Annotated in this window: 20 protein-coding genes; 9 read left to right on the forward strand and 11 right to left on the reverse strand. The window is 68.4% G+C overall.

From position 1 onward, the window contains the following. Positions 1 to 3 precede the first annotated feature (3 nt). Together icmH and tssJ are read right to left on the reverse strand one after the other, a co-directional pair. Entirely contained in the window at positions 4 to 1,527 is a 1,524-nt protein-coding gene (gene icmH, locus TSH20_RS01370; RefSeq protein WP_109073043.1) for a type IVB secretion system protein IcmH/DotU, read from the reverse strand. Then, on the reverse strand, positions 1,524 to 2,216 hold the full coding sequence (tssJ, locus tag TSH20_RS01375; protein ID WP_109073165.1) for a type VI secretion system lipoprotein TssJ: 693 nt from the start codon (positions 2,214 to 2,216) through the stop codon (positions 1,524 to 1,526). The genes icmH and tssJ overlap by 4 nt, the downstream gene beginning before the upstream one ends. Before the next feature lie 300 nt (positions 2,217 to 2,516). Between tssJ and TSH20_RS01380 the strand changes: the two genes are divergently transcribed. Then, positions 2,517 to 3,233 carry a tetratricopeptide repeat protein gene (locus TSH20_RS01380; protein WP_247874414.1) on the forward strand — a complete coding sequence of 239 codons (717 nt, stop codon included), beginning with the start codon at positions 2,517 to 2,519 and terminating at the stop codon, positions 3,231 to 3,233. Positions 3,234 to 3,255: 22 nt separating this feature from the next. On the opposite strand, the gene TSH20_RS01385 is transcribed toward TSH20_RS01380, so the two are convergent. From TSH20_RS01385 to tssA, 9 genes are all read right to left on the reverse strand, one after another. Then, entirely contained in the window at positions 3,256 to 4,797 is a 1,542-nt protein-coding gene (locus tag TSH20_RS01385; RefSeq protein WP_109073045.1) for a class I SAM-dependent methyltransferase, read from the reverse strand. 167 nt (positions 4,798 to 4,964) lie between these two features. Then, a complete protein-coding gene (gene tssG / locus TSH20_RS01390) occupies positions 4,965 to 6,050 on the reverse strand; it encodes a type VI secretion system baseplate subunit TssG (protein WP_109073046.1) in 1,086 nt (361 codons plus the stop codon). After that, positions 6,014 to 7,846: a type VI secretion system baseplate subunit TssF gene (tssF, locus tag TSH20_RS01395; RefSeq protein WP_109073047.1), complete on the reverse strand. Its 1,833-nt coding sequence runs from the start codon at positions 7,844 to 7,846 to the stop codon at positions 6,014 to 6,016. Before tssF ends, tssG begins: the two co-directional genes overlap by 37 nt. Next, entirely contained in the window at positions 7,839 to 8,315 is a 477-nt protein-coding gene (gene tssE, locus TSH20_RS01400) for a type VI secretion system baseplate subunit TssE (RefSeq protein WP_085089694.1), read from the reverse strand. The genes tssF and tssE overlap by 8 nt, the downstream gene beginning before the upstream one ends. A gap of 151 nt (positions 8,316 to 8,466) precedes the next feature. Further along, positions 8,467 to 9,264, reverse strand: a complete 798-nt coding sequence (locus TSH20_RS01405; protein WP_109073048.1) for a type VI secretion system accessory protein TagJ — start codon at positions 9,262 to 9,264, stop codon at positions 8,467 to 8,469. A 37-nt stretch (positions 9,265 to 9,301) separates the two neighbouring features. Continuing rightward, positions 9,302 to 10,852 (reverse strand): type VI secretion system contractile sheath large subunit, encoded by a 1,551-nt coding sequence (gene tssC / locus TSH20_RS01410; protein WP_109073049.1) that lies wholly within the window; start codon positions 10,850 to 10,852, stop codon positions 9,302 to 9,304. A gap of 7 nt (positions 10,853 to 10,859) precedes the next feature. Further along, a complete protein-coding gene (gene tssC / locus TSH20_RS01415; RefSeq protein WP_085089691.1) occupies positions 10,860 to 12,353 on the reverse strand; it encodes a type VI secretion system contractile sheath large subunit in 1,494 nt (497 codons plus the stop codon). A 4-nt stretch (positions 12,354 to 12,357) separates the two neighbouring features. After that, entirely contained in the window at positions 12,358 to 12,864 is a 507-nt protein-coding gene (tssB, locus tag TSH20_RS01420; RefSeq protein ID WP_085089690.1) for a type VI secretion system contractile sheath small subunit, read from the reverse strand. A gap of 44 nt (positions 12,865 to 12,908) precedes the next feature. Continuing rightward, positions 12,909 to 14,048: a type VI secretion system protein TssA gene (tssA, locus tag TSH20_RS01425; RefSeq protein WP_109073050.1), complete on the reverse strand. Its 1,140-nt coding sequence runs from the start codon at positions 14,046 to 14,048 to the stop codon at positions 12,909 to 12,911. A 279-nt stretch (positions 14,049 to 14,327) separates the two neighbouring features. On the opposite strand from tssA, the gene TSH20_RS01430 reads away from it, so the two are divergent. From TSH20_RS01430 to TSH20_RS36080, 8 genes are all read left to right on the forward strand, one after another. Beyond that, a complete protein-coding gene (locus TSH20_RS01430; protein WP_109073051.1) occupies positions 14,328 to 14,639 on the forward strand; it encodes a hypothetical protein in 312 nt (103 codons plus the stop codon). Positions 14,640 to 14,657: 18 nt separating this feature from the next. Then, complete coding sequence (locus TSH20_RS01435) at positions 14,658 to 15,041, forward strand: PAAR domain-containing protein (RefSeq protein WP_109073052.1); 384 nt, start codon at positions 14,658 to 14,660, stop codon at positions 15,039 to 15,041. Between the two features lie 4 nt (positions 15,042 to 15,045). Then, positions 15,046 to 16,149 carry a methyltransferase domain-containing protein gene (locus TSH20_RS01440; RefSeq protein WP_109073053.1) on the forward strand — a complete coding sequence of 368 codons (1,104 nt, stop codon included), beginning with the start codon at positions 15,046 to 15,048 and terminating at the stop codon, positions 16,147 to 16,149. A 152-nt stretch (positions 16,150 to 16,301) separates the two neighbouring features. Continuing rightward, complete coding sequence (tssH, locus tag TSH20_RS01445) at positions 16,302 to 18,992, forward strand: type VI secretion system ATPase TssH (protein WP_109073054.1); 2,691 nt, start codon at positions 16,302 to 16,304, stop codon at positions 18,990 to 18,992. A gap of 155 nt (positions 18,993 to 19,147) precedes the next feature. Then, positions 19,148 to 19,624, forward strand: a complete 477-nt coding sequence (locus TSH20_RS01450; protein ID WP_109073055.1) for a type VI secretion system tube protein Hcp — start codon at positions 19,148 to 19,150, stop codon at positions 19,622 to 19,624. A 145-nt stretch (positions 19,625 to 19,769) separates the two neighbouring features. Beyond that, positions 19,770 to 21,890 (forward strand): type VI secretion system tip protein TssI/VgrG, encoded by a 2,121-nt coding sequence (gene tssI / locus TSH20_RS01455; protein WP_109073056.1) that lies wholly within the window; start codon positions 19,770 to 19,772, stop codon positions 21,888 to 21,890. 64 nt (positions 21,891 to 21,954) lie between these two features. Further along, the gene (locus TSH20_RS01460; protein WP_247870529.1) at positions 21,955 to 22,524 is read left to right on the forward strand and encodes a hypothetical protein; all 570 of its coding nucleotides are present in this window, start codon (positions 21,955 to 21,957) and stop codon (positions 22,522 to 22,524) included. A gap of 4 nt (positions 22,525 to 22,528) precedes the next feature. After that, positions 22,529 to 23,809 (forward strand): FHA domain-containing protein, encoded by a 1,281-nt coding sequence (locus TSH20_RS36080; RefSeq protein ID WP_109073058.1) that lies wholly within the window; start codon positions 22,529 to 22,531, stop codon positions 23,807 to 23,809. Positions 23,810 to 23,828 lie beyond the last annotated feature (19 nt).

The raw sequence follows: 23,828 nt of genomic DNA on the forward strand, positions 1-23,828 counted from the left end.
CGGTCAGGGCGCCAGCACGATGTCGACGCGCCGGTTGGCTTGCCGGCCCTCCGCCGTCGTGTTGGGGGCGATCGGGTCGGTGTCGCCGCGCCCTTCGGCGCTCAGGCGGCTTCCACCGTCCTTCGCGGCGTCGGCGCCCAGAATCTCGGTCATCAGCCGCTGCACCTTGTCGGCCCGCGCTTCCGACAATTCCTGGTTGGACGGGAAGCGCAGCGAACGGATGGCGACGCTGTCGGTGTTGCCGATCACGGCGATGCGGCCCTTTTCGGAGCGCAGCGCCTCGGCAACATGCTTGAACAGCTCGACATAGCGGGGTTCGATGCGGTCGCTGCCCGATGCGAAGACGTTCAGGCGGGTGCGAACCAGCACGCGGCCATCGGTGCCGCCGCTGACCTCGACCAGCCCCGCCTTGATGTCGGCGGCCAGCGCCGCGGCGACGCGGTCGGCCACGGTCCGGCTGGGCGGCGGGGCGGGCAGGGTGGCCGGCGCCTCGATCCGCACGACCTGCACCGGTTTGTCCGGGATCAGCCCGGCCAAGCGGCGGTAGGCGGCATCGGACTGGTCGGCGAGCGCGAAGACGAACCAGGCATAGAGCGCCGCCAGCAGCGCCACGATCACCACCGCCGGAACCCATAGCGGGATGGTGGCCGCCAGCGGACGGAAGCCGTCGGCCTGCCCGCGCCAGTGGGGCGACAGGTCGCGCTCCGCCTCGCCGCGCTGCTTGCGGATGACGCGGTACAGCCGGTCGCGCAGCTTCGCCAGATCGCTATAGCCGCGCGGCAGAACGCGGTACTTGCCCTCGAACCCCAGCGAAACGCAGAGGTAGTAAAGTTCCAGCTCCATCAGGTGGCGGTCGGGCGCCTCTGCCATCTGGTCGAGCAGGTCGAAGAAGCGCTCGCCGCCCCAGGTCTCCTTCTGGATGGTGGAGACCATGCTCTTGTGCGCCCACAGGCTCTGGTTGCCCCAGGAGGTCGCCAGCACCACGTCGTCCACCGTCGCGCACAGCGCATAGCCGGCGCTGCGGATCTGGGCGGCGGGTAGCCCGGCGCGCACCGTCGCCGCCTCGAACCGCTGCATCTCCGCGATCACCCGCTCGCGCAGGGACTCCACGTCGCGGTGCTGGGGCAGGTCGCGCAGCCGCACCACCGTCGCCAGGATGGGGGCGGCGGCGGTGACCAGCGGGTTGTCGCTGACAGCGGTCAGCGCCGCCAGCGTCGCATCGTCGAGCGGCCGGAAACCGGGAGAGAATGGAGCAAAGCCGGAGGCGGCAGGGGCGGATGCCGCCGGAGTGGATGGCTTGGCCGACGCGAAGGCGGGCGGCGAGAAGGCTGTCGGCGAGGGGGACGGGGCGTAGGACGCAGCACCCTGGCCGAAGGCGGGCGGTACCAATCCGGCCGCCGGAGCGGCAGCGGCGGCACCCCCGGCCGGTGCGGACGGGCGCTGGAACGCCATCGGCTGCATCACCGTGGCGTCGATGTCGTCCGGTTCGTCGAACGGGTTCTTGTCGGGCGGCGGCCGGACGCTCATGACGGCCCCTTCACGATCAGGTTGTGCTTGGCAACGGGCGGCTGGTCGGTGGAGACCTTCGGCGCAGTTTCAGCCTTTTCGGCGCTGGGCTTTTCCGCCTTCGGCTTTTCGGCATCCGGCTTTTCAGCGGCGGGCTTGTCCGCAGCTGGCTTCTCCGCGTCGGGTTTGTCGCCCTTGTCCTCGCCGTCGGCGGCTGTGGCGTCGCCGTCCTCGCCATCCTGCCGGACCAGCGAGATGGTGCTGCCCTTGGCGGTCAGGACGAAATTGTTCGCCTTGTTCGGCTCCACCGGCTGCAGGGCGCGCCAGCCGGCTTCCTCATAGGCGCGGAAGGCGGCAGCAATGGCCAGCGTCTTGACGTCCGGCTTGGGCTGGATCGTCACGGTCTGCCGGCCGTCGGGCTGCACCGCAAGTTCCTGCCGGTCAAGCAGGGTGGGGCCGAGCGTCGCCTTGTCCTGGTCCATGACCTGGAAGAAATCGGCGTTGGCGAAGGCGTCGCTGGGGCCGAGCTGGTAGAGCCGCAGCATCACCGGCGACGGCCGGCCGCTGGGATCGGGGTTCAGCGCCTTCGCCCCCACCACCGTCAGCCGGATGGTGGTCGGCGGCGGCGGCTTCGGGGCGGAGGAGCAGGCGGCCAGCGCCAGCGCTGCGGCCAGGGCGGCAGCGGACCATGTCGTCTTCCGGATCCGCATCCAGCCGGCAATCCTCTGCATCACCACACCTTTCCCCTTATACGTTCGGGTATAGCAGGGCACGAACGGATGGTCATCCCTAACCAAAGGCGCCGGCGTGACAATTCCTCGACCGCCGGCTGGAGAGGTTGAACCGGGACCGCCAGCGGGACAGACTCGGGGCGACGGGACGGTCCACAACGAAGCGGCAAATGGAATAAAGCCGGTTCGCGCGCTGTTCGTGTTGCGGATCCCCGGGGGACAATTGACGAAGGTAACGGCGCCATGTCCACGCTTGCCATGCCCACGCTTTGGACCCGGATGAGAGCAGAACTGGGCGACAGCGACGCGCAGTACCGGCTGGCGGAGATGCTGCGAACGTCCGATGTCGTCGCTTCCGTGCCCTGGTACCGGCGCGCGGCCCGTCAGGGCCATGTCGCGGCGCAGACCATGCTGGCCTTCCTGCTCGCCAACGGCATCGGCGTGCCGCCCGACCCGCGCCGGGCGGTGTCCTGGTACCGCCGTGCCGCCGCCAAGGGCGATGTCGGGGCGCAGAACAACCTGGGCTTCATGCATGAACATGGCGCCGGCGTGCCGTGCGACCCGGCCAAGGCGGCGTTGTGGTACCGGCTGGCCGCTCTGCAGCATTCGGCCCCCGCCCAGGTGAACCTCGCCCTTCTCCTGCTCGACGGCCGCGGCGTCGACCGCGACGAAGTCGAGGCGGTGCGCTGGCTGCGCGCCGCCGCCGAACAGGGCCACCCCGCCGCCCAGTACCGCCTGGGCCTCTGCCTGCGCGAGGGCGTCGGCTTGGAGCGCGATGCCGCCGAAGCCGCGCTCTGGCTGCAGGCCGCCGCCGCGGCCGGCGACCGCGAAGCGCTGGTCGCGTTGGCCGAGCTGCGCCAGACCGTCGTCCCGGCCTGGGCCGGTGGCGCGGAGGAAAGCGGCGCGGAGGATGAGGACGAGGCGATGGCGTGGCGGCATCAGGCGGAACAGCGTCCCATGCAGGACGCCCGTGCCGGAGCGATGCCGCCGGGCTGACGCCCGCCCCAACCGGCCCCTGTCATCCGATCACGCCCAGCTTGCGCCAGACCGGCAGGCTGTTGCGCAGGCACCAGTCCATGCTGTCGGTGATGGCCTTGCGGCTGGCGTCGTCGGCATTTTCCGGCGCGGCCAGACGGCGCATCGCGTGGCCGACCAGCGCGTCCAGCGTCTCCGGCACGCCTTCGCACAGGCCGTCATAGAGCAGCGCCTCCATCGTGCTGACATGCAGGCCGGCCCCGCCGATCGAAGCGGCGAAGGCGCTGCTCTTGCGCCCCTCGCTGGTGGCGAGTTCGTTAGCAGCAGCGCGGTTGTGGGCCAGCACGCCCGGCAGCGGCGTCGCCCGCTCTGGTGGGTTCGGCACCGGGATCGCCTGGTTGGAGCCGGTCAGCATGCCGGCGATCTCCACCGCCGACAGGTTGCCGCCTGCCCGTCGCACCTCCGGCAGGTCGATCAGCTCGGCGATGCGGCGCGGCCCGTCGGCCAGCGCGTCGAAGATCGGTTCGTAATGCTTGGCTTCCAGCGTCGCCTCGCCCAGCGGCACCTGGATGGTGGTGCGGGCGTCGGCCCGCGGGATTGTCAGCGCCATCGCCATGTCCATCAGCATCGCGTCACGCTTGGCCACGCTGATGCGCCGGGCGCCGCGCACGAAGACGTCGCGACGGAAGGGCCGGCCGACGCAGTAATCCTTGAAGGTCTCGCGCAGGCTGGGCACGCCGATGCTGTCGAGCGCCTTGCGCTGGTCGGGCGTCAGGGCGAGGTCCGGGTAATTCTCGAACAGGGTGGCCGAACCGGCATAGGTCAGCTTCGCCTCGCCCAGTTCGCGCGCGACATCCACATGATAGAGCGGCTGCCAGCTGCCATTCAGATACTCGTGCGCCAGATAGACCGACTGGTCGGTGGCGCTCTGCGTCTTGGTCTCGCCGCGCAGCTTGCCGAACATCGCCTCGTCGCCCAGGATCTTGGCGCCGGCCTTGTAGAGCTGTTCGGCGAAGTCGAGCCCGGCCTTGACCTGCCGGTCGCTACGCTCGTGGACCAGCCCGGAATATTCGTAGAGCAGCCGCTGCAGCGGCATCATCGGCGCCCAGCCCGGCATGGCGTTGTAGCTGACATAGACCAGCCCGCCCGGCTTCAGCTTCTTCGCCAGGAAGCGCGCGATGGCGCCGCGGTTCATCGGGCTGACCCAGCTGTAGACGCCGTGCAGCGTGACGAAGTCGAACTCCGGCAGCTCCGGCCCCTCGCCCTCTGCCATTTCGGCGAAGCTCGCCTCATGGAAGCTGATGTTGGTCAGGCCGGCCGCCTCGGCGGCATCGCGGGCGCGGGCGATGTGGGCGGGGTGGAAGTCCACCGCATGGAACCGCCCCTGCGGGTTGGCCGCCGCGAACAGCGCCACCGTCGTGCCGTGGCCGCAGCCGAGTTCGCAATAGTCGAACCCGTTCGCCGTGGACGGCGGGGCGATGCCGTTGATCAGGCAGCTCAGCGTCAGATGCGCCGGCCCCTGTTCACGGTAGAAGCCCGGCAGATATTCGATGTCCGACACATAGCCGGCGCTCCAGTCGCTCATTGGGTCCTCGTTTCAGCTCAGGTCGATACCCCCACCCCGACCCTCCCGCGCTCTCGGCGGACCGTAGGTCCGTCCGACACGGGGGAGGGGGCAAGCTGTCCCTCCCTTGCGAAGCGGGGGAGGGAGGGACCCGCGAAGCGGGAGGGTGGGGGCAAGCGGGCAACCACTCACAAATCCTGCATCGGAAACACCGCGTCCTTGCGTTCGACCGGGCTCGGCGCGTGCAGCACCCAGCCGTTCCAGCCCAGCCGCGTGGCGTCGCGGTCGTCCTCCCCGGCAGCCAGCCGGGCGCCCGGCACCTCCGGCGCCTGCAACGTCACCTGAAGCTCGAAATCCAGTTCCGGCCCGACATACATGCGGACCAGATCCTGCAGCTTCCGGAACTCGCGGCCTTCCGGCATGAAGTCGCGGAACTGGTCGTGGTTCAGCGGGCCGATGCGCAGGCGGAACTTGCCCTGGACGTCCCAGGCGCGGTCGCCGGCCAGCGCGTCGATGCCCAGCCGGCAATGCCGGCCTTCCGGCTCGGCCATCGTCGGCAGCCGCGTCTGCCCGTCCGCCGCGATCGGCAGCCAGCCGCCGACGAAGCTCTCCACCGTCACCGGCCGGCCGAGGAAATCCGACAGCATCTCCTGCAGATCGACGGCCGAGCGGGTCCCGCGCGACAGCAGCCCGGAATAATGCAGAAGCGTTTCGTCCTCCACCACCAGCCGCTTGGTCAGCGACGGCTGGCCGATGCCGACGAAGCTGGACAGGGTGGTGCTGACCGGATCGGGCTCCCGCGATCCTTGCCCGCGCTCGAAGGACACCGGCAGCCGGTATTTGGCCCAGGCGCGGTAGAACAGCGAGAAGCTGCGGTGATGGAAGACGTCGAAGAAGTCGCGCAGGGACCGGTTCCGCTCGCGCAAGGAGCGGATCATGATCTCGGTGTAGTGCTGCGGCAGCACGCCCAGCGGCCCGACCAGCCCCATGAAGGCGCCGATCACCGTCGGCGGCCGGCCGTCCTGGCCCGGCTCCGTCCCCGCCACCTGATTGCCGGGGAAGGTCAGCGAGGTTTCGGCGCGCAGACGCACCACCTCCTCGCGCGGGTCATGGTCGTGGCCCACGGCGTGGCGGCGGGCGTTGCGCGGGTCGCGCGCATCGCGCCGGGCCTGCCATTCCAGCACCCGAACCGCCTGGAAGAAGTCGAAGCGGTGGGGGGTGCGGAACAGCCGGTCGATCACAGAAGCGGGCGATTGCCGGCGCGGGCGGGCCATGTGCGGAGCACTCCGGTGCGGCCCTTGACCGTAGCGGTCAGCCGCGTGAAGGAATTGATCGAGCAGTACAGCCCCAGGAAATGGTCGAGGATCATCGCCAGCAGGAACATGCCGCTGCCGCTGAAGCGCTGCGGGTCGAATTCGATGCCGACATCGATGCCGCGGCAGATGGCGTCGCCCCAGGCGACATCGCCCGGCCGCGATGGCGCCCGCGCGGTGCCGCGCTTGGTCGTGACCTTGACGAGGCCGTCGGCGATGCCGCGCGTCTCGGCCGAATCGCGGAAGTCGTAGAGCCGCAGGATTTCGCGCAGCGCCTCCGTCCCCTCCGCCCCGCCGGAGATCGACAGGTGATTGAGCAGCAGGTGGGAGACGAGGCGCCAGCGGTGGCCCTTGCGCTCGGCGATGCGCAGCGTCGGCGTCGGCGGCGTCAGGCAGGCGACACCGGACACCGCCGCCATTCCCTCCATCAGCTTCAGGTGCGGATGGCCGCCGCCATAGGGCAGTTGCGAGGGCAGGTCGCGGTTCAGGCAGGTCGTCTCGACCGACAGCACCGATTCCGCCGGGCTGGACGGATCGAAATCGAGATCGACCAGCGCCAGATGCACTTCCGTTCCCGGATCGCGCCCGCCGGCCGGGCGGCGGCTGGCGGTGTAATAGGTGCGGCTGACCGCCTCCATCCCGCCATGGCGCAGGCCGTAGAAGGGCAGGAACCGCCGCTGCTTGCCGTCGGGATCGGTGGCCAGCACGCTGTCGACCGAATAGACTTCCAGCGCGCCGGGACGGCGGGCGTCGGGGACCACCCGGTGCTCGTGCTGGGTCTGGGTCAGCGCCACCGGCTCCGCCCGCTGGCGGAACAGATTGACCACCGGCGTGCAGCCCAGGGCGAAGTTGTCCTTCGACACCGCGCGCTCCAGGTCGCCGTCGGTGCTGTTCAGATAGATGAAGACCTCCAGCGTGTTGCCGGCGCGGCGCAGCACCTTCGGCGAGATGTTCAGGTCGAAGAACAGGAACTTCTCGGGAAAGGCGAAATATTCGGTCAGCAGCCGGTAGCCGCCATGGGAGCGGGCGGGGTAGGGCAGCATGCCCTCCTCGTCGCCGAATCCGACGGGACGGATGGCGTCGGGGCCGAGGATCACCGCGTTCGGGTCGTGCGGATCGTCGGCCAGCGCCACCGAGACGGCGTTGTTGAAGATCAGTTCGTGCAGGGCATAGACCTGCTGCGGCTGGCCGCGCAGGAAGAAGCGCAGGGTTTCCGGACCCAGTTCGGTGAAGGTCATCTCCGGCACGCGGCAGCGCAGGGTCAGCCGCAACGCCGCCACCGCATCGCCCGCCCGCGGATTGGGCGGCGCCACCAGCGGTCGACCGCTCAGCACCGCCTGATCCAGATCGACCGGCCACAGCGTCGCCGGATAGACGGTGCGGAAGCGGCAGGTCTCGCCCCGCAGCGCCTCGGTCTCCAGCTCCGTCCCCTTCGGCACGGTGTGGGCGCCGGTCAGGTCCGCGCTGCTCCGCATCTGCACCACCGCCATCGACGGAATCGGCGCCAGATAGTGCGGATAAAGCACGTCGAGCAGCGTGTCGACCAGCTCTGGATACTCGTCGTCCAGCTTGCGGCTGATGCGAGCGTTGAGGAAGGCGACGCCCTCCAGCAGCCGGGCGACATGCGGATCCTCCACCGCGTCGGCGCTGAGCCGCAGCCGGCCGGCGATCTTCGGATGCGCCTCCGAGAACTCCGCCGCCATGCGGCGCAGATAGGTCAGCTCGCGGTTGTAGTATGGGAGGAGTTCGTCAGCCACGGGCCTTGCTCGTCACGGTGACCATGTTGGAGGTGGGATCGACCACCGAATCGAACACCATCGGCTCCGGCGCCGGATCGGCATGGATCAGCGCCTCGATCCGGAAGCGCAGCGTGCGGTCGGCCGGGTCGCTGTTCTCGACCATGCTCACCGCCAGCTGGGCGAAGCGCGGCTCCCACCGCCGGATCGCGGCCTCGATCTGCGCCACCACCTCGCGCCGGCGGGATTCGGTGCCGACATTCTCGACCAGCAGGTCGTGGCAGCCATAACCGAGGATCGAGTCCGCCAGCTCCGTCAGATCGTCCGGCCAGCCAAGCACCCGACGCCGGGTGTTCAGCAGGTTCTCCAGGTCGCGCCGGATCGCCGCCCGCAGATCCGCCACGGTGTGCGGCCGCGGCGCCATGTGCTCCGGCGTGTCGTCGAGCAGACGGTCCAGGACGGACAGGGTGATGGATTGGTTGCGATCCATGGTGACCTTCGGAAGGTGCGTTCTCGCTTGCCCCCACCCTAACCCTCCCCCGCTGGGCGGGGGAGGGAATGAGTGCTTGTTTGGAAGGGCAGCGGCAGTCCCTCCCCCGCCCAGCGGGGGAGGTTAGGTGGGGGCACCGGCATCAGGAGCCTCACACCGCCCCAGAGAACTCCAGCGTGCCCAGCTGCATCATCGGCACCGCCTCTTCCCCCACCAGGAAGCAGCGCTGGCCTTGCCCGCGCACCGGTGCGTCCTCCGACCATTCCGTCACGCGGCCGAGCTTCACCGCGGCGTCGGCATCGGCGGGGGCGCCGCCATACAGCGCCGGCAGATAGACCTCGCCGTCCGGGCCGCCGCGCACCGTCATGTGGGCCGGGCGCCACAGCAGGTCGCGCGGCCGTTCGGGCGCGCGGAACTCGACCAGCTCCACCGTCTCGGTGGCGATCCAGAAATACTTGCCGGTGCTGGTGAAGACCTCGAAGAAGCCGCCGGTCAGGTCGTCCAGGTCGCGGAAATCCTCGAACGGCGTGCCGTCATGGCTGCCGGACACCGGCGGGCGCATCTCCTCCGCCTGGGCCAGCTTCGTCACCGCGTCGACGGTGTCGCCGGCGCGAAGCGCCACCAGCGCCTCCAGATGCAGGCGCAGATGGTCGGCGGGCTGGTCGATGAACTCGGGCACCCGGCCGTCGGCGAACAGCTGGCCCCGAGCCTGCTCGGCGCGCACCAGTTGGCGGAACAGCGCCATGGTGACGGCGACCTGCGGCTCCTGCGTGCCGATGGTGTCGAGCTGCAGGTCGGCGCGCTCCAGGTTGCCGGCGAAGCTCAGCAGTTCGGCCAGGAAGACGCGGCGGTCGAGGTCGGTGGGCTTCTTCTTGATCTCGCCGTTCAGCGCGGTGATCGCCTCGTCGAGGCGGCCCGCCTGGAAGAGCTGGGCTGCGGTTTCGCTCATGATCGGTTTCTCCCCTGGATGGCGCGCCCGATACGGATCAGGCTGCCCCGCCGGTTTGGGCCAGCTCCGTCACCAGCTTGAAGGTCGAGAAGACCTGATCGAGCTGGAAGTGCGGCCGTAGATGGATGACGCATTGATAGTTGCCGGGCTTGCCCGGGATGGCGCGGACCTGGATGCTGCCCTCGCGCAAGGGATAGCGAGCCTTCTGGTCCAGGCTGGCGTCGTCGTTGCCCAGGCAATAGCCGTGCAGCCAGCTCTGCAGGTCGCGCTCGCATTCCTCCGGCGTGACGAAGGCGCCGACGCGGTCGCGCACCATCACTTTCAGAAAATGGGCGAAGCGCGCCACGCAGAACATGTAGCGCATCATGGCCGACAGCCGGGCGTTGGCGGTCGCCGTCATGTTGGTGTACTGCCCGACCCGCTGGACCGACTGGTTGCCGTAGAAGACCAGATAGGGCGTGTCCTTGCAGCGGCTGATCGGGATGAAGCCGAGATCGTCCAGGTCCCGTTCCAATTGGTCGGAGATCGAAACCTCGACCGAGAATTTCTGGGCCACCTTCGTGGCGTCGGTGGCGAAGTCCGGCACCACCAGTTCGGTCACCAGCCCGCCGCCGACCACGTCGCGCTGGGCGCCGCGGATGTCGGCGAACCAGCCATGATGCAGGAAGGAGCGGATCAGCACGGTGCCGAAGGCGTATACCGCGTTGCCCCAGCAATGGTCCTCCAGCCGCATTCCGCCTTCCCCGCCGAGGGACTCCTCGCGGTAGCGGAAGCCGTGGCGGGCCTGCGGATCGTCGCCATAGGGCTCGCGCATCAGCACGCGCGGCAACGCCACGCCGATGAAGCGCGAATCCTCGGTCTCCTGGAAGCGGTGCCAGCGCTGGTATTCCGTCTGCCGCAGCACCGATTTCAGGTCCAGCGGCAGGCCAAGCTCGTGGAAGGTCTCCAGCCCGAACAGCTCCGGCGCAGCCCCGACGATGGCGGGGGCGAAAGCCGCCGCGGCGACCTGCGCCAGCCCTTTCAGGCCGGACACGTCGTCGGTCGGCCGCTCCTTGGTCGGGCGATGCTGCACCGCGTAGTCGCACAGCAGCACGCCGAACGGACGGCCGCCGGGCATGCCGAATTCGTCGCTGTAGACCTTGTTGAACAGCTGGCTCTGGTCGAACTCGATGGCGCGCTCCTGGTCGCGGCACAGTTCGGCCCAGGTCAGGTTCAGCAGCCGCAGCACCACCGTCTCGGCGGTCTGCGCCTGCTTCACCAGCGTGCGCACCCCGCGCCACGACGCCTCCAGCGATTGGAAGCGCTTGTGGTGCAGGATGGCGTTGACCTGCTCGGTCAGCAGCGCGTCGATGGCCGCGATGTCGCGGTCGAGCGCGGCGCGCAGCGTGTCCAGGCTGTCATAGACGGGAAGGGTGATCCCGAACCACAGGCGAAGCGCCTCGCCCGGCCCATCCGCCGCCAGGAAGGCGTCGAGCAGGCCGGGGTCGTCGCGGCCGATCGCCATGTCGACCGCCCGCAGACGCAACGGCCGTTCAAGGACCGTCGCCTCCGCGTCGTCGGCATGAAAGTCGGCCGCTGCCTCGCTCATGCGGCTATCAGCCGGCCTGCGGGATGCGGGCGACCATGCGCATGGAGGTGGTCAGTTCCTCCATCTGCAGCCACGGGCGCATCCAGGCGACGGCGTTGTAGGAGCCGGGCTTGCCCGGGATCTCCTTCACCTGCACCTTGGCTTCGGCCAGCGGGTACTTCGCCTTCATCTCCTGGCCCGCGGCTTCGTTGCCGTTGACGTAGTTCAGGATCCAGCGGTTCAGCCACGCCTCGCAGTCGCTCGCCTCCATGAAGGAGCCGATCTTGTCGCGCGCCATGATCTTCAGGTAATGGGCGAAACGCGAGGTCGCCATGATGTAGGGCAGGCGGGCGGAGATCGCGGCGTTCGCGGTCGCCTCCGGCCGGTCGTACTTCTTGGGCTTCTGCGTGGTCTGGGCGCCGAAGAAGACTGCGTAGTCCTGGTTCTTGTAGTGGCAGAGCGGCAGGAAGCCCAGCTTCGACAGCTCGGCCTCGCGACGGTCGGTGATGCCGATCTCGGTCGGGCACTTGGCGTCGCTGTCGCCGTCGTCGGAAGTGAAGGTGTGGAAGGGCAGGTTCTCGACCTTGCCGCCGCCCTCGGCGCCGCGGATGGCCGTGCACCAGCCATACTGCGAGAAGGCGTTGGTCAGGCGCTGGCCCATCGCGTAGGAGGCGTTCATCCAGCAATAGTCGTTGTGGGCCATCGGCCGGGCGATGCCGCCTTCGTACGGGGCCTCCTCGTACTCGAACTCCTCGACCGGCTTGGTGTTGGCGCCGTAGGGCATGCGGGCCAGCACGCGCGGCATGGTCAGCGTGACGAAGCGGCTGTCGTCGCTCTCACGGAAGCTGCGCCACTTGGTGTACTCGACGCTGTCGAAGATCTTCTCCAGGTCGCGCGGCTTCGACAGCTCGGTCATGTCCTCGAAGCCGAACAGCTTCGGGCTGGCGGCGGAGATGAACGGCGCGAAGGCTGCCGCCGCGACGTTGGAGACGCCGGTCAGCAGCTCCATGTCGTCGGGGTGGTTGGTGAACTCGTAGTCGCCGATCAGGGCGCCGTAGGGCTCGCCGCCGGCGATGCCGAACTCGTTCTCGTAGATCTTCTTGAACAGGTTGCTCTGGTCGAATTCGACCGCCTTCGAGATGTCCTTGTACAGGTCCTTCTTCGGGCAGTTCATGACGCGGATCTTGAGCGTCGAGCCCGTCTCCGAGTTCATGACCAGATAGTTCAGGCCGCGCCACGATCCTTCCAGCTTCTGGAACTTCTCGTGGTGCATGATGGCGTTGAGCTGCTTGCTGATCTTGGCGTCGATCGCGGCGATCGCCTTGTTGATCGTCTGGCCCAGGTTCTTGTTGAAGGTGACCGTACCGGCCAGCGCTTCCTGGGTCAGGGTGCGCAGCAGCTCCTGCGCACGGTCCGGCTCGGTCTGCTTGGTGGCGGCGATGGCCTGGTCGAGGATCGAGAGGCCGGTACCTTCGGCGACCGCGCCGGCGGCGGCAGCGCCCTGGGTCTGAGCGTCGCTCATGGGATCAGCCCTCCTTCGTCTCGGTGCCGAGCTCACCGCTCAGCGCCTTCAGCTCGTCGGTGTTCTGCAGCACGCGCTCCAGCAGACCTTCCAGCTCTTCCGAGCGGTCGGCCTTGCTCAGCAGGTCGCGCAGCTGGTTGCGGGTCTCCAGCAGCTTGCGCAGCGGCTCGACCTGCTGGACGACGCGGCCCGGCTCGAAATCCTCCATCGACTTGAAGGCGAGATCGACCGACAGCTGGGTGCCGTCGTCGGCCAGGGTGTTGTCGACCTTCATCTTCAGGCCGGGCGTCATGCGGGCCATGACGTCGTTGAAGTTGTCGCGGTCGATCTGAATGAACTTGCGGTCCTTCAGCGGCTTCAGCGGCTCGGTCGGATCGCCCGAGAAGTCGCCGAGGACGCCCACGACGAAGGGCAGCTCCTTGACGACGGTCGCGCCTTCGGTCTCGACGTCGTAGGTGATGTGGACGCGGGGCTTGCGCACGCGATCCAGCTTCTGGTGGATACTCGCCATGTGATCGGACCTCCCTGCTCACGCCGTAGGATAGGCGATGATCGTCAATACCCGGATTGTTCTGCCGGCGGCGGCGCCTTGGCGCCGGACGCGATGAAGAACTGCCGCCGCGTTTCCTCGTCGGTGATGAGCTCCAGCAGGAGTTCCTGCAACGACATGCGGCCGCGGCGGACCACCTCCTCCAGCGTGTAGGAGATGGGGGAATGGGGTTCCGTCTTGCGGAAGAAATCGGCGACCTGCAAGAGGACCTTGAAGGCCTCCTCGCGCGTTGCAACGGCCCCGCTGGCCTGGACCTTCGCCGTCGCGGCCACGGCCCCGCCGCCGGCCGCCACCAGCTCGGTCGATCCCGAGGGGCTGTCGGCCGCTGCCTCCGGCTCGTCGCCGGACAGGGTCGCCAAACGGTCGCGCGCGGCGTAGTTCACCGCGTCCAGCGCCGCCGCCAGCACGTTGCGGATGTTGCCGGCGGGCGGCGAATCGTAGCCGGCCTTGTCGTAGAGGATCTTGCCCAGCGCCTCGAACTCGTCGATGGCGCCCTGGATGTCCTCGACGAGCGTCTTGAATTCCGACGCCGGCGTCTCGCGCACGCTCTGCTCGAACTGTTCCCAGGTGACGGCACCGTTGTCGATTCGCGCCTGCCGGCGCGCTTCGTCGGTGATCTTCGCCAGCTCCACCGCCTGCTCGTACTGCCAGAGTGAATAGGGGATGTCCCCCATCGTCAGCGGCACCTTGCGGATCGGCTGGATCAGCGTGCCGTCGGCCGATTCACCGTTCAGTCCGGTCAGCGGGCCCACGCGGGTGGCGATGCCGTCCTCGTCCGGGGCGGGATACAGCCCGTCCCAGAACCGCTCCACCAGGCCGCGGGCCAGCGCGAAGCCGTCACGCAGGCCGGCATAGCCCTCCGCCCGCAGCAGCGCCTCGATGTACCAGGCGGTGACCTCCAGGTCCTTGGCCTGGGTGCGCAGGATTCTGGGGCTGACCTCCAGGATGGTGCGCCATTCCGGCAGCAGCCCGCCGGCATCGTCCTCCACATCCATGGAGCGTTCCGCGGCGCGGGCGGCGCTGCGCGCATCCTTTACCGTGTAGTAGTCGGCCGAGGCATTCTCGCGCAGGTCGATTCCGGACTCGGATTCACCTTCGATCGGCTGCAGAAGCTCTTCAATGTCGAAAATTTGCGGTGACGCCATGTTAAGGAGAACACCCTTTCCGCATTCATATGAAAGAAGCAATAGCCGACCGCCGGCGCTCCCGCCAGTTTGGGAGTAAGCGTTCAAGCCGCAAAATTGATAGCGTTACTTACAACGTTTCGACAAGGCTATTCGTCATGGCAGCCCTGGACGAACGAAATATTGCAATTGCGTAACAAATTAGCCGGTGGGCTAGCCCGACAAGCTTGACGAAACGCAATTGCGGATGAATGCTGCCGGTCTGACATCGGAACGAAGCTCCTCGGGATGCCTTTTGCGATGACTCCTGGCGCCAATCCGTACAACCCGCAAGGCATCGCCATCGGCCTGCCGGCCGATGTGGCCGTGCCCGAGGAGACCGGCATGCCTGTGCTGGTGGAAAAGCGCGACCCCTCCGGCCGGCTGCTGGCGCGGGTCGGCATCGCCGCGGGGGTGCTGGAGGGACCGTGCCTCTTCTTCGCGGAGGATGGCGAGACGGTGGTGTCGCGGATGATGTTCCGCGCCGGCCGCCCGCTTCTGCCGCAATCGCCGGGCGTCCCGTCGCCCTTCCTGTCCGGCTGCCCGGTGGCTGCCGGCGAATCGCCGTTCTGACCGGCCGGAGTCACCAGGATGCCGCCCGCTGCCCGCCTCGGCGACCTGATCAAGCAGGACACGCCGCACTGCCACGCACCGATCCACCCGCCGGCCCCGGTGCCGGCGCCGGCACCCCATCCGGGCCTGCCGCTGGCGATCATCCTGGGCAGTCCGACGGTGCTGATCGGCAAGATGCCGGCGGCGCGGCTGACCGACATCTCCGCCCCCTGCGTGCTGCCCGGCTGCGTTCCCGCCGGTCCCGGCATGATTTCGCAAGGGTCGGGCACCGTTCTCATCAACAGCCTGCCGGCTGCCCGGATCAACGACATGACCGCACACACCAGCTGCGTCGCCCCGATCCCCGCACCGGTCGGCAAGGTGCTGCCGCCCGGCTGCCCCACCGTCATCATCGGCGGCTGACCGCATGCGCCTCGGCCATTTCGAGAGTCTGCGCCCGGTCTGCCCGCGCTGCCTCGCCACCCGCGGAGCCGCGGTGCCGTTGGCGCTGGGCATGGTGGAGCAGGCGACGGCGGAGGATGTGCGCTGGGGCACTCTGGTGTGCGGCAACGACGCCTGCGCCATGGAATATCCCATTGTCGACGGCGTTCCGATCCTGGTTCCCGACCTGCGCGGCTGGATGGCGGCCAACGGCCATCTGCTGACCACGCGCACCGACCTGCCGGCGGCGATGGAGGGTGTGCTGGGCGATGGCTTCGGCCCCGACAGCGCCTTCAACGCCACGCGCCAGCACCTGTCCAGCTATGGCTGGGACCATTACGGCGACCTTGACCCCGCGACGCCGCCGGGCGGGGCTGGGTCGGTGGTGCGCTGTCTTGACGCCGGGCTGGAGCGCCTGGGCGCGCTGCCGGCCGGGCCGGTGCTGGACCTCGGCTGCGGCGCCGGACGGACCAGCTTCGAACTGGCGGACCGGACCGGTGGCCTCGTGGTCGGGCTCGACCTGCACTGGCCGCTGCTGATGCTGGCGCGGCGGGTGATGGAGCGGGGGGAGGCGGTCTTTCCGCTGCGCCGCTCCGGCATCGCCTATGACCGCCGGCGGATCGAGGCCCGGTTCGCCGGGGCGGAGCGGGTCGATTTCTGGATCGGCGACGCGCTGTTCCCTCCTTTCGCCCCGCAGCGATTTGCCTTGGTTGCGGCGATGAACGTGCTCGATTGCGTGGCTTCGCCGCCGGCGCTTCTGCACGCCATCGACGGGGCGGTGGCGGACGGTGGCGGCGCGATTCTGGCGACGCCCTTCGATTGGTCAACCCAAGCGACGCCGGTGGAGGCTTGGCTCGGCGGCCATTCCCAGCGCGGCGACGATGCCGGCCGCTGCGAAGCGGTGCTGGCCCGGCTTCTGACGCCGGGGGCCCATCCGCAATCGGTCGGGAGGCTGCACGCTCAAGGAGAGCCGATCGATGTTCCTTGGACAGTGCGTATGCATGACCGCGCATTTATGCAATATATGACGAATTTGACGATGTTGCGCGCATGTTCCGAGAAAGATGCTGGAAAGTTTCATTCGGCTTGAGAAGCATTGCTGTGGATTTTTCGAAATAGCTTGGCCAGAGTTCGCGGTACAGCCACAGGACGAACCGGCCGGCCGGTCGAGATGGAGCGGACGCCAAGGGCGTTCTGCTCGCATGGGTTGAAGATTCGAAAGCACGAGAAGGGGGTGGAGCCATGGTGGCGGTCGATCTGCAGAGCATGATTTCCCGGCTGAATCCTCTGTGCCGGCGGGCGCTGGAGGCGGCGGCCGGTCAGACGCTGTCGCGCACGCATTACAATTGCGAGATCGAGCACTGGCTTCTCCAGCTGATCGGTGCAGCGGACGGCGACATCTCCGCCATCCTGCGCGTCTATGAAATCGACGCCGGCCGGCTGTCGGCCGACCTGACGCGGGTGCTGGACAAGCTGAAGACCGGCAACAGCCGCGCCCCTGCGCTGTCGCCCAACCTCGTCCAGCTGATGCGCGAGGCGTGGGTGCTGGCCTCCCTGCAATATGGCGAGGGGGCGGTGCGCTCCGGCCATCTGCTTACGGCTCTGCTGTCCGACGAATCGCTGTCGGCCCAGGCGCGCGACATGTCCGGCCAGTTCGCGAAGATCACCGCCGAGGCTCTGCGCCGCGACCTGCCCAAGATCGTCGCCGACACGGCGGAGGCGCGGACCAGCGCCCCGGTCGCGGCTGCCGGTGGCGGTGCCGCCGCGGCGTCGGCCGGTGGTGCGCCGAAGGCGGGCGGGGCAACCCCCAACCTCGACCAGTACACCATCGACCTGACCGACCGTGCCAAGAACGGCAAGATCGATCCGGTGCTGGGCCGCGACGCCGAGATCCGCCAGATCATCGACGTGCTGACCCGCCGCCGCCAGAACAACCCGATCCTGACCGGCGAGGCCGGCGTCGGCAAGACGGCGGTGGTCGAAGGCTTTGCGCTGCGCATCGCCGCCGGCGACGTGCCGCCCGACCTGCGCAACGTCCGCCTGCTGTCGCTCGACCTCGGCCTGCTGCAGGCTGGCGCCGGCATGAAGGGCGAGTTCGAGAACCGGCTGAAGGGTGTCATCGACGAGGTGAAGGGCTCCAGCCAGCCCATCATCATGTTCATCGACGAGGCGCACACTCTGATCGGCGCCGGCGGGCAGGCCGGCCAGAACGACGCCGCCAACCTGCTGAAGCCCGCCCTGGCGCGCGGCGAGATGCGCACGATCGCCGCCACCACCTGGGCCGAATACAAGAAGTATTTCGAAAAGGACCCGGCGCTGACCCGCCGCTTCCAGGTCGTGAAGGTGGAGGAGCCGGCGGAGCCGGTCGCCGTCGACATGATGCGCGGCCTGACCGCCACGCTGGAGAAGCACCACAAGGTCCGCATCGTCACCGAAGGGCTGATCGAATCGGTCCGCCTGTCCAGTCGCTACATCCCGGCGCGCCAGCTGCCCGACAAGGCGGTCAGCCTGCTCGACACCGCCTGCGCCCGCGTGGCGATGAGCCAGACCGCGACCCCGCCGGCCATCGAGGACCGCCGCCGCACCATCCAGCTGACCGAGACCGAGGTCGCGATCCTGGAGCGCGAGGAGGCCATCGGCATCGACCATGCCGAACTGCTCGCCGCGCTGAAGGACAAGATCGCCGCCACCCAGGCCGATCTGGCGACGCTGGAGGCGCGCTGGACCAAGGAACTGGAGCTGGTCAAGGCGATCAACGAGACGCGTGACCAGCTGGTCGCCGCGCACGAGCAGGCCAAGGCCCCGGCCGCGGAGGGTGCAGCTCCCGCGGAGCCGCTCGACGCCGAGGCGCTGAACGCCAAGCTGAGCGCGTTGACCGCCGAGCTGACCGCGCTGCAGGGCGAGGACCCGCTGGTCAAGGTCGCGGTGGACGGGCAGGCGGTGGCCGAGGTGGTCGCCAACTGGACCGGCGTTCCGGTCGGCCGCATGGTCTCCAACGAGATCAAGACCATCCTGTCGCTCGCCGACCGCATGAAGGAGCGGATCATCGGCCAGGACCATGCGCTGGACGCCATCGCCCAGGCGATGTGGACCAGCCGGGCCAAGCTGACCGACCCGCGCAAGCCGATCGGCGTCTTCCTGATGGTCGGCACCTCGGGCGTCGGCAAGACCGAGACGGCGCTGACCCTGGCCGACCTGATCTATGGCGGCGAGCAGAACGTCACCACCATCAACATGACCGAGTACAAGGAGGAGCATAAGGTCTCCCTGCTGCTCGGGTCGCCTCCCGGCTATGTCGGCTTCGGCGAAGGTGGCGTCTTGACCGAGGCGGTGCGCCGCCGGCCCTACAGCGTCGTGCTGCTGGACGAGCTGGAAAAGGCCCATCCCGGCGTGCAGGACATCTTCTTCCAGGTGTTCGACAAGGGCACGATCAAGGACGGCGAAGGCCGCGACATCGACTTCAAGAACACCGTCATCATCATGACGTCGAACGCCGGCACCGACCTGATCCACAAGCTGTGCGCCGATCCGGAGACCGCGCCGGACGCCGACGGGCTGCTGGAGGCGCTGCATCCGGAACTGCAGAAGAGCTTCAAGCCGGCCTTCCTCGGCCGCTGCACGGTCATCCCGTATTTCCAGCTGTCCGACGAGAATCTGGCGAAGATCGTGGTCCTGCAGTTGAACCGCATCGCCAAGCGGGTGGTGCAGAACTACAAGGCCGCCTTCTCCTACTCCGACGATCTGGTCCAGAGCATCGTCAGCCGCTGCCAGGAGGTGTCGAGCGGCGCCCGCAACATCGAGACCATCCTGAGCCGCACGCTGCTGCCGGAAATCTCGTCCCGCATCCTCGCCCGCATGGGCGACGGCGAACCGATCACCCGCGTCCACGTCTCGGTCGATGGCGAAGACCGCTTCGTCTACGACATCGCCTGACCCATCCGGAAGCGGGAGAGCCGGGGCGGGGGCGAGAAAAAACAGGCGGGCGGTGACGCCCGTCACAGCACCCGCCTCAATTCTTTCGTAACCATACTGCACAGATCAAGCTTACCCGTTAAGACCGACCTTCAAGAGAGAGCGAGGAGACCAACATGGCGATCTACATCAAGTACGAAGGCATCGACGGCGAGGCCACGCACGAGACCCACAAGAAGTGGCTGGACGTCGGTTCGCTGCAGTGGGGCGTCGGCCGCGCCATCAGCACCCCGTCGGGCTCGACCACCAACCGCGAGGCGTCGGAGCCGTCGGTGTCGGAAGTGACCATCACCAAGCTGATGGACAGCTCCTCGCCGAAGTTCTTCGTCGAATCCTGCACCGGCGCCATCGGCAAGAAGGTGCAGATCCACCTCGTCACCACTGGCAGCCCGGGCAACACCTATGCCGAGTACACGCTGACCAACGCCCTGGTCTCGGCCTACTCGATGTCGTCGGGCGGCGACCGTCCGTCGGAGTCGATCTCCATCAGCTTCACCAAGATGGAGTACAAGTTCATCCCGTACGACGACAAGAACAAGGCCGGCACGCCGATCTCGGTCTCCTACGACCTGTCGACGACCAAGAGCGCCTAAGTTCGGCTCCGCTTGCCCCCACCCCGACCCTCCCCCGCTGGGCGGGGGAGGGAATGTCCCCCTCCCCTGCGAAGCGGGGGAGGGTAGGGGTGGGGGCAATGCCTTTCCAAATCAATCTCTTCCACACACATAGGACCAAGCCCGCATGTCGGATGCGCCCACCATCTCGCAGACCGGCCGGCTTCTGTCGCTGACCTCGCCGTTGGGCGCGGACGTGCTGATCCCGGTGGCCGTCGAGGGGGAGGAAGGGCTGTCGCGCCTGTTCCGCTACACCATCACGATGATCTCTCCGCGGATGACGATCGCGCCGGCCGACATCCTGGGGAAGTCGCTGACGCTGTCGATCGCGCGCAAGGGCGGCGATCCCCGCATCGTCAACGGCATCGTCAGCAGCTTTTCCGCCGGGCCGCTGGCCCTGCGCGGCTATCGCCAATACACCGCCGAGATCGTGCCGACCCTGTGGCTGGCCACGCTGCGCTCCGACTGCCAGGTCTTCCAGGAGAAGAGCGTCGTGCAGATCGTCGACGCCATGCTGTCCGACTGCGGCGTGACCGAGGTGAAGAAGCAGGGACTGTCCGGCACGCACAACGCCCGGCCGGTCTGTGTCCAGTACCGCGAGACGCATTTCGACTTCATCGCCCGCCTGTTGCAGGACGAGGGCATCTATTTCTATTTCCAGCACGAGGCCGGCAAGCACACGCTGGTGCTGAGCGACAGCGCCTCCGGCTACACCGACTGCCTGGACAAGGATGTCATCCACGCCACCTCGGTGCAGGGCAACACGCTGGCCATCGACGGCTGGGCGCATTCGCAATCCTACGTGTCCGGCAAATGGACGCTGAAGGACTATAATTTCGAAACGCCCAGCACCGACCTGACCGCCAGCACCACGACGGTGCTCAGCGTTCCCGCCTTCAAGTCGCACGAGATGTTCGGCTATCCCGGCGGCCACATGGTGAAGGCCGACGGCACCACCCTGTCGCGCCTGCGCATGGAGGAGACGGAGACCGGATACGAGCGGGTGGAGGGCAGCGCCACCTACCGCGGCCTGTTCGCCGGCGGCAAGATCTCGATGACCGGCCATGCGGTGACGGCCGAGGTCGGCAAGGGCTATGTCCTCACAGAACTGGCGTTGAGCGCACAGGACCAGAGCCATCTGGGCAACGGTGGCGTTCCGCCGTCCTTCTCCTGCCGCTTCGCCGCGATCCCCGACGCCACCGTGTTCCGTCCACCGCCGGTTCCGCGCCCGCGCACCCATGGGCCGGACACCGCGACCGTGGTCGGTCCCAGCGGCGAGGAGATCTACTGCGACAAGTACGGCCGGGTGCGGGTGCAGTTCCATTGGGACCGCAAGGGCACCAACGACGAGAAGAGCTTCGTCTGGCTGCGCGTTGCCCAGACCATGGCGGGCAAGAACTGGGGCACCATCTTCACCCCGCGCGTCGGCATGGAGGTGCTGGTCGATTACATCGGCGGCGATCCCGACCGTCCCCTGATCGTCGGCTGCGTCTACAACGCGGAGAACATGCCGCCCTACACGCTGCCGGACAACAAGACGCAGAGCGGCATCAAGACGCGCTCCAGCAAGGGCGGCGACACGGCCACCTTCAACGAGCTGCGATTCGAGGACAAGAAGGACGCGGAGGAGATCTACTTCCACGCCCAGAAGGACTTCACCCGGATGGTGGAGAACGACGACACGCTGACCGTCGATCACGACCAGACCATCACCATCAAGAACAACCGCACCGAGACGGTGTCGGAAGGCAATGAGTCGGTCACCATCGCCAAGGGCAACCGCAGCGTCACCGTGTCGGAAGGCAACGACAGCCACGAGGTGTCGACCGGCAACCAGTCCCTGACGGTGGGGGAAGGCAACCGGACCGTCACCGTCAGCAAGGGCAACGACACCCACACGGTCAGCCAGGGCAACCGGACGGTGGAGGTCGGGCAGGGAAACGACAGCCTCACCGTCGGCCAGGGCAACATGGCGATCGACGTGAAGCAGGGCGACTATGCGCTGAAGCTCGGGCTGGGCGACGTGTCGGTGAAGGCCAGCACCGGCAAGATCACCATGGAGGCCACGACCTCCATCGAACTGAAGGTCGGCGGCAACAGCGTCAAGATCGACCAGACCGGCGTCACCGTCAAAGGCCTGATGGTCAAGGTCACCGGCGACAGCCAGGTGCAGATCAAGGGTGCGATGACCCAGGTGAACGGTGACGCGATGGTCCAGGTCAAGGGCGGCGTGGTAACCATCAATTGACGAAACACCGCCCAGAGTGGGGCGGTCTTCACAAGCGGGGTTTGGGACGGTGGACATCGGGTTGTTGCCGAAGTTGCGCTTCGCCCGCGCGGCCGAAGCGGTCGCGGGGCTGGACCTGTCGGCGGAGGCGAAGGCGCTGTTCGCGCCGAACGCCCCGACATCCGCCTACCTGAAGGCGTTGATCGACGCCGAGTTGTATGCGGACGCCATCCGTCTGCTGGGCATGGCGCTGCCGCGGCGCGAGGCGGTGTGGTGGGGCTGTCTGGCCGCCCGCGGCGCGCTTCCTCCTGAACCGGCGCCTGCCGACGGGGCCGCGCTGGAGGCGGCTGAGGCCTGGGTCTTCCGCCCGACGGAGGAGAACCGCCGCGCCTGTTTCGCCCCCGCAGAAGCGATGAATTTCGAGACGGCCTGCGCCAATGCCGCCATGGCCGCCTTCTGGTCCGGCGGCAGCCTCGCTCCGCCCGATGCGGCGGTGGTGGTGCCGCCGGGTGACGGGCTGACCGGCACCGCCGCCGCCGCCGCGGTGCTGCTCGCCGCCGCCGCGGTGCCGAAGGAGATCAAGGCCCGGCATCGCGCGTCGCTGGCCCAGGCGCTGGACATCGCCAACGGCGGCAGCGGCAAGGTGGGGGCGTGATCCGATGAAGCTTCGCCTGACCCTGATCCAATGCCCGCCGTCGCAGGGCGCCGACATCGCTCGCGACCTCGGCACCGGCCGGCTGGTGATCGGACGCGGCCCCGATTGCGACTGGATACTGAACGACCCGGAACGGACGCTGTCCAAGATTCACTGCATGGTGGAGTTCAAGGGCAGCGTCTACATCGTCATCGACAGCTCGACCAACGGCGTCTTCCTCAACGACGCGCCGGCCCCGATCGGCCGCGGCAATTCCGCCGTGGTGGGGGAGGGCGACCGGCTGCGATTGGGCGGCTTCGTCATGCGCGCCGGCTTCGCCGCGGAAGAGGCGCCGGCCGCCAACGATCCCTTCCTGGCGGTGTTGCGCGGCTCCGACACCCCGACGCATACGGCGCAGGCGGCGGAGGACGACCCCTTCGCCGTGCCGGCCTTCAACAGCGGCGCGGTGCCGGTGATGCCGATCCCGGAAGACGAGGATCTGTTCGGCGACCTGCCGCGCGCCGACGACCGATGGAGCGACAAGCCGTCCGGCGGTTGGCAGCCGACGGCTGCAGCGGCGCAGCCCGACGCCTACGGCCGCGATGCCGACTGGGCCGGCGCGGCCCAGCGCGATTTCTCGCCGGACAGCCTCGGCACCATCCGCGTGGCGCCCGAACAGCCGGCCTTCGACCAGGGAAGCGGCGGCGGCAGCGGCGGACTGTCCATCCCCGACGACTGGCTGGACGATCCGGTCGATCTGTCGCCGGCCCAGCCCTCGCCGCCGGCAATGCCGGCCTTGCTCCCCGCATCGCCACCGCAGCCCCAGGCGGACAGCCTTCCGCCGGAGGATTGGGCGGACGATCCGCTGGTGCCGCCCGCCTTCGGTGCACGCCCGGCGCCCTCCGCGCCGCCGGCCGCTGACACCGGCTTTGATTCCGGCTTCGCATCCGGCCCCGGTTCCGACCCCCTGGCCCGCGCGCTGGCCGACGTCGTGCTGTCGCTGGTTCGGCGGCAGGCGGCGCTGGAATCGCTGCTCGGCCTCGATCCGGAGGACACGCTGGCGCAGGGGGCCTCGCCCCTGCTCCGTGCGGCGGACGCCGACGATGCGCTGGCCCGGCTGCGTGCCCTGCCGCCCGCCGAGGCGGAGGCGCTGCTGCAGTCGGCCGCGGCCGACGGCGCCGCCCACCAGTCGGCCCTGCTGGCGGCGGTGCGCGAGCTGACGGGCGAGACGGCCGACGGCGGCGCCCGGCTGGCGGCGCTTTACCACCGGCTCCTGCCCATCCACCGCCACGCGCTCGGCGGCTGACGGCGGAAGACGACCCATG

This window comes from Azospirillum sp. TSH20 (genome assembly GCF_003115935.1).
In the GTDB taxonomy this organism is placed as follows: Bacteria; Pseudomonadota; Alphaproteobacteria; order Azospirillales; family Azospirillaceae; genus Azospirillum.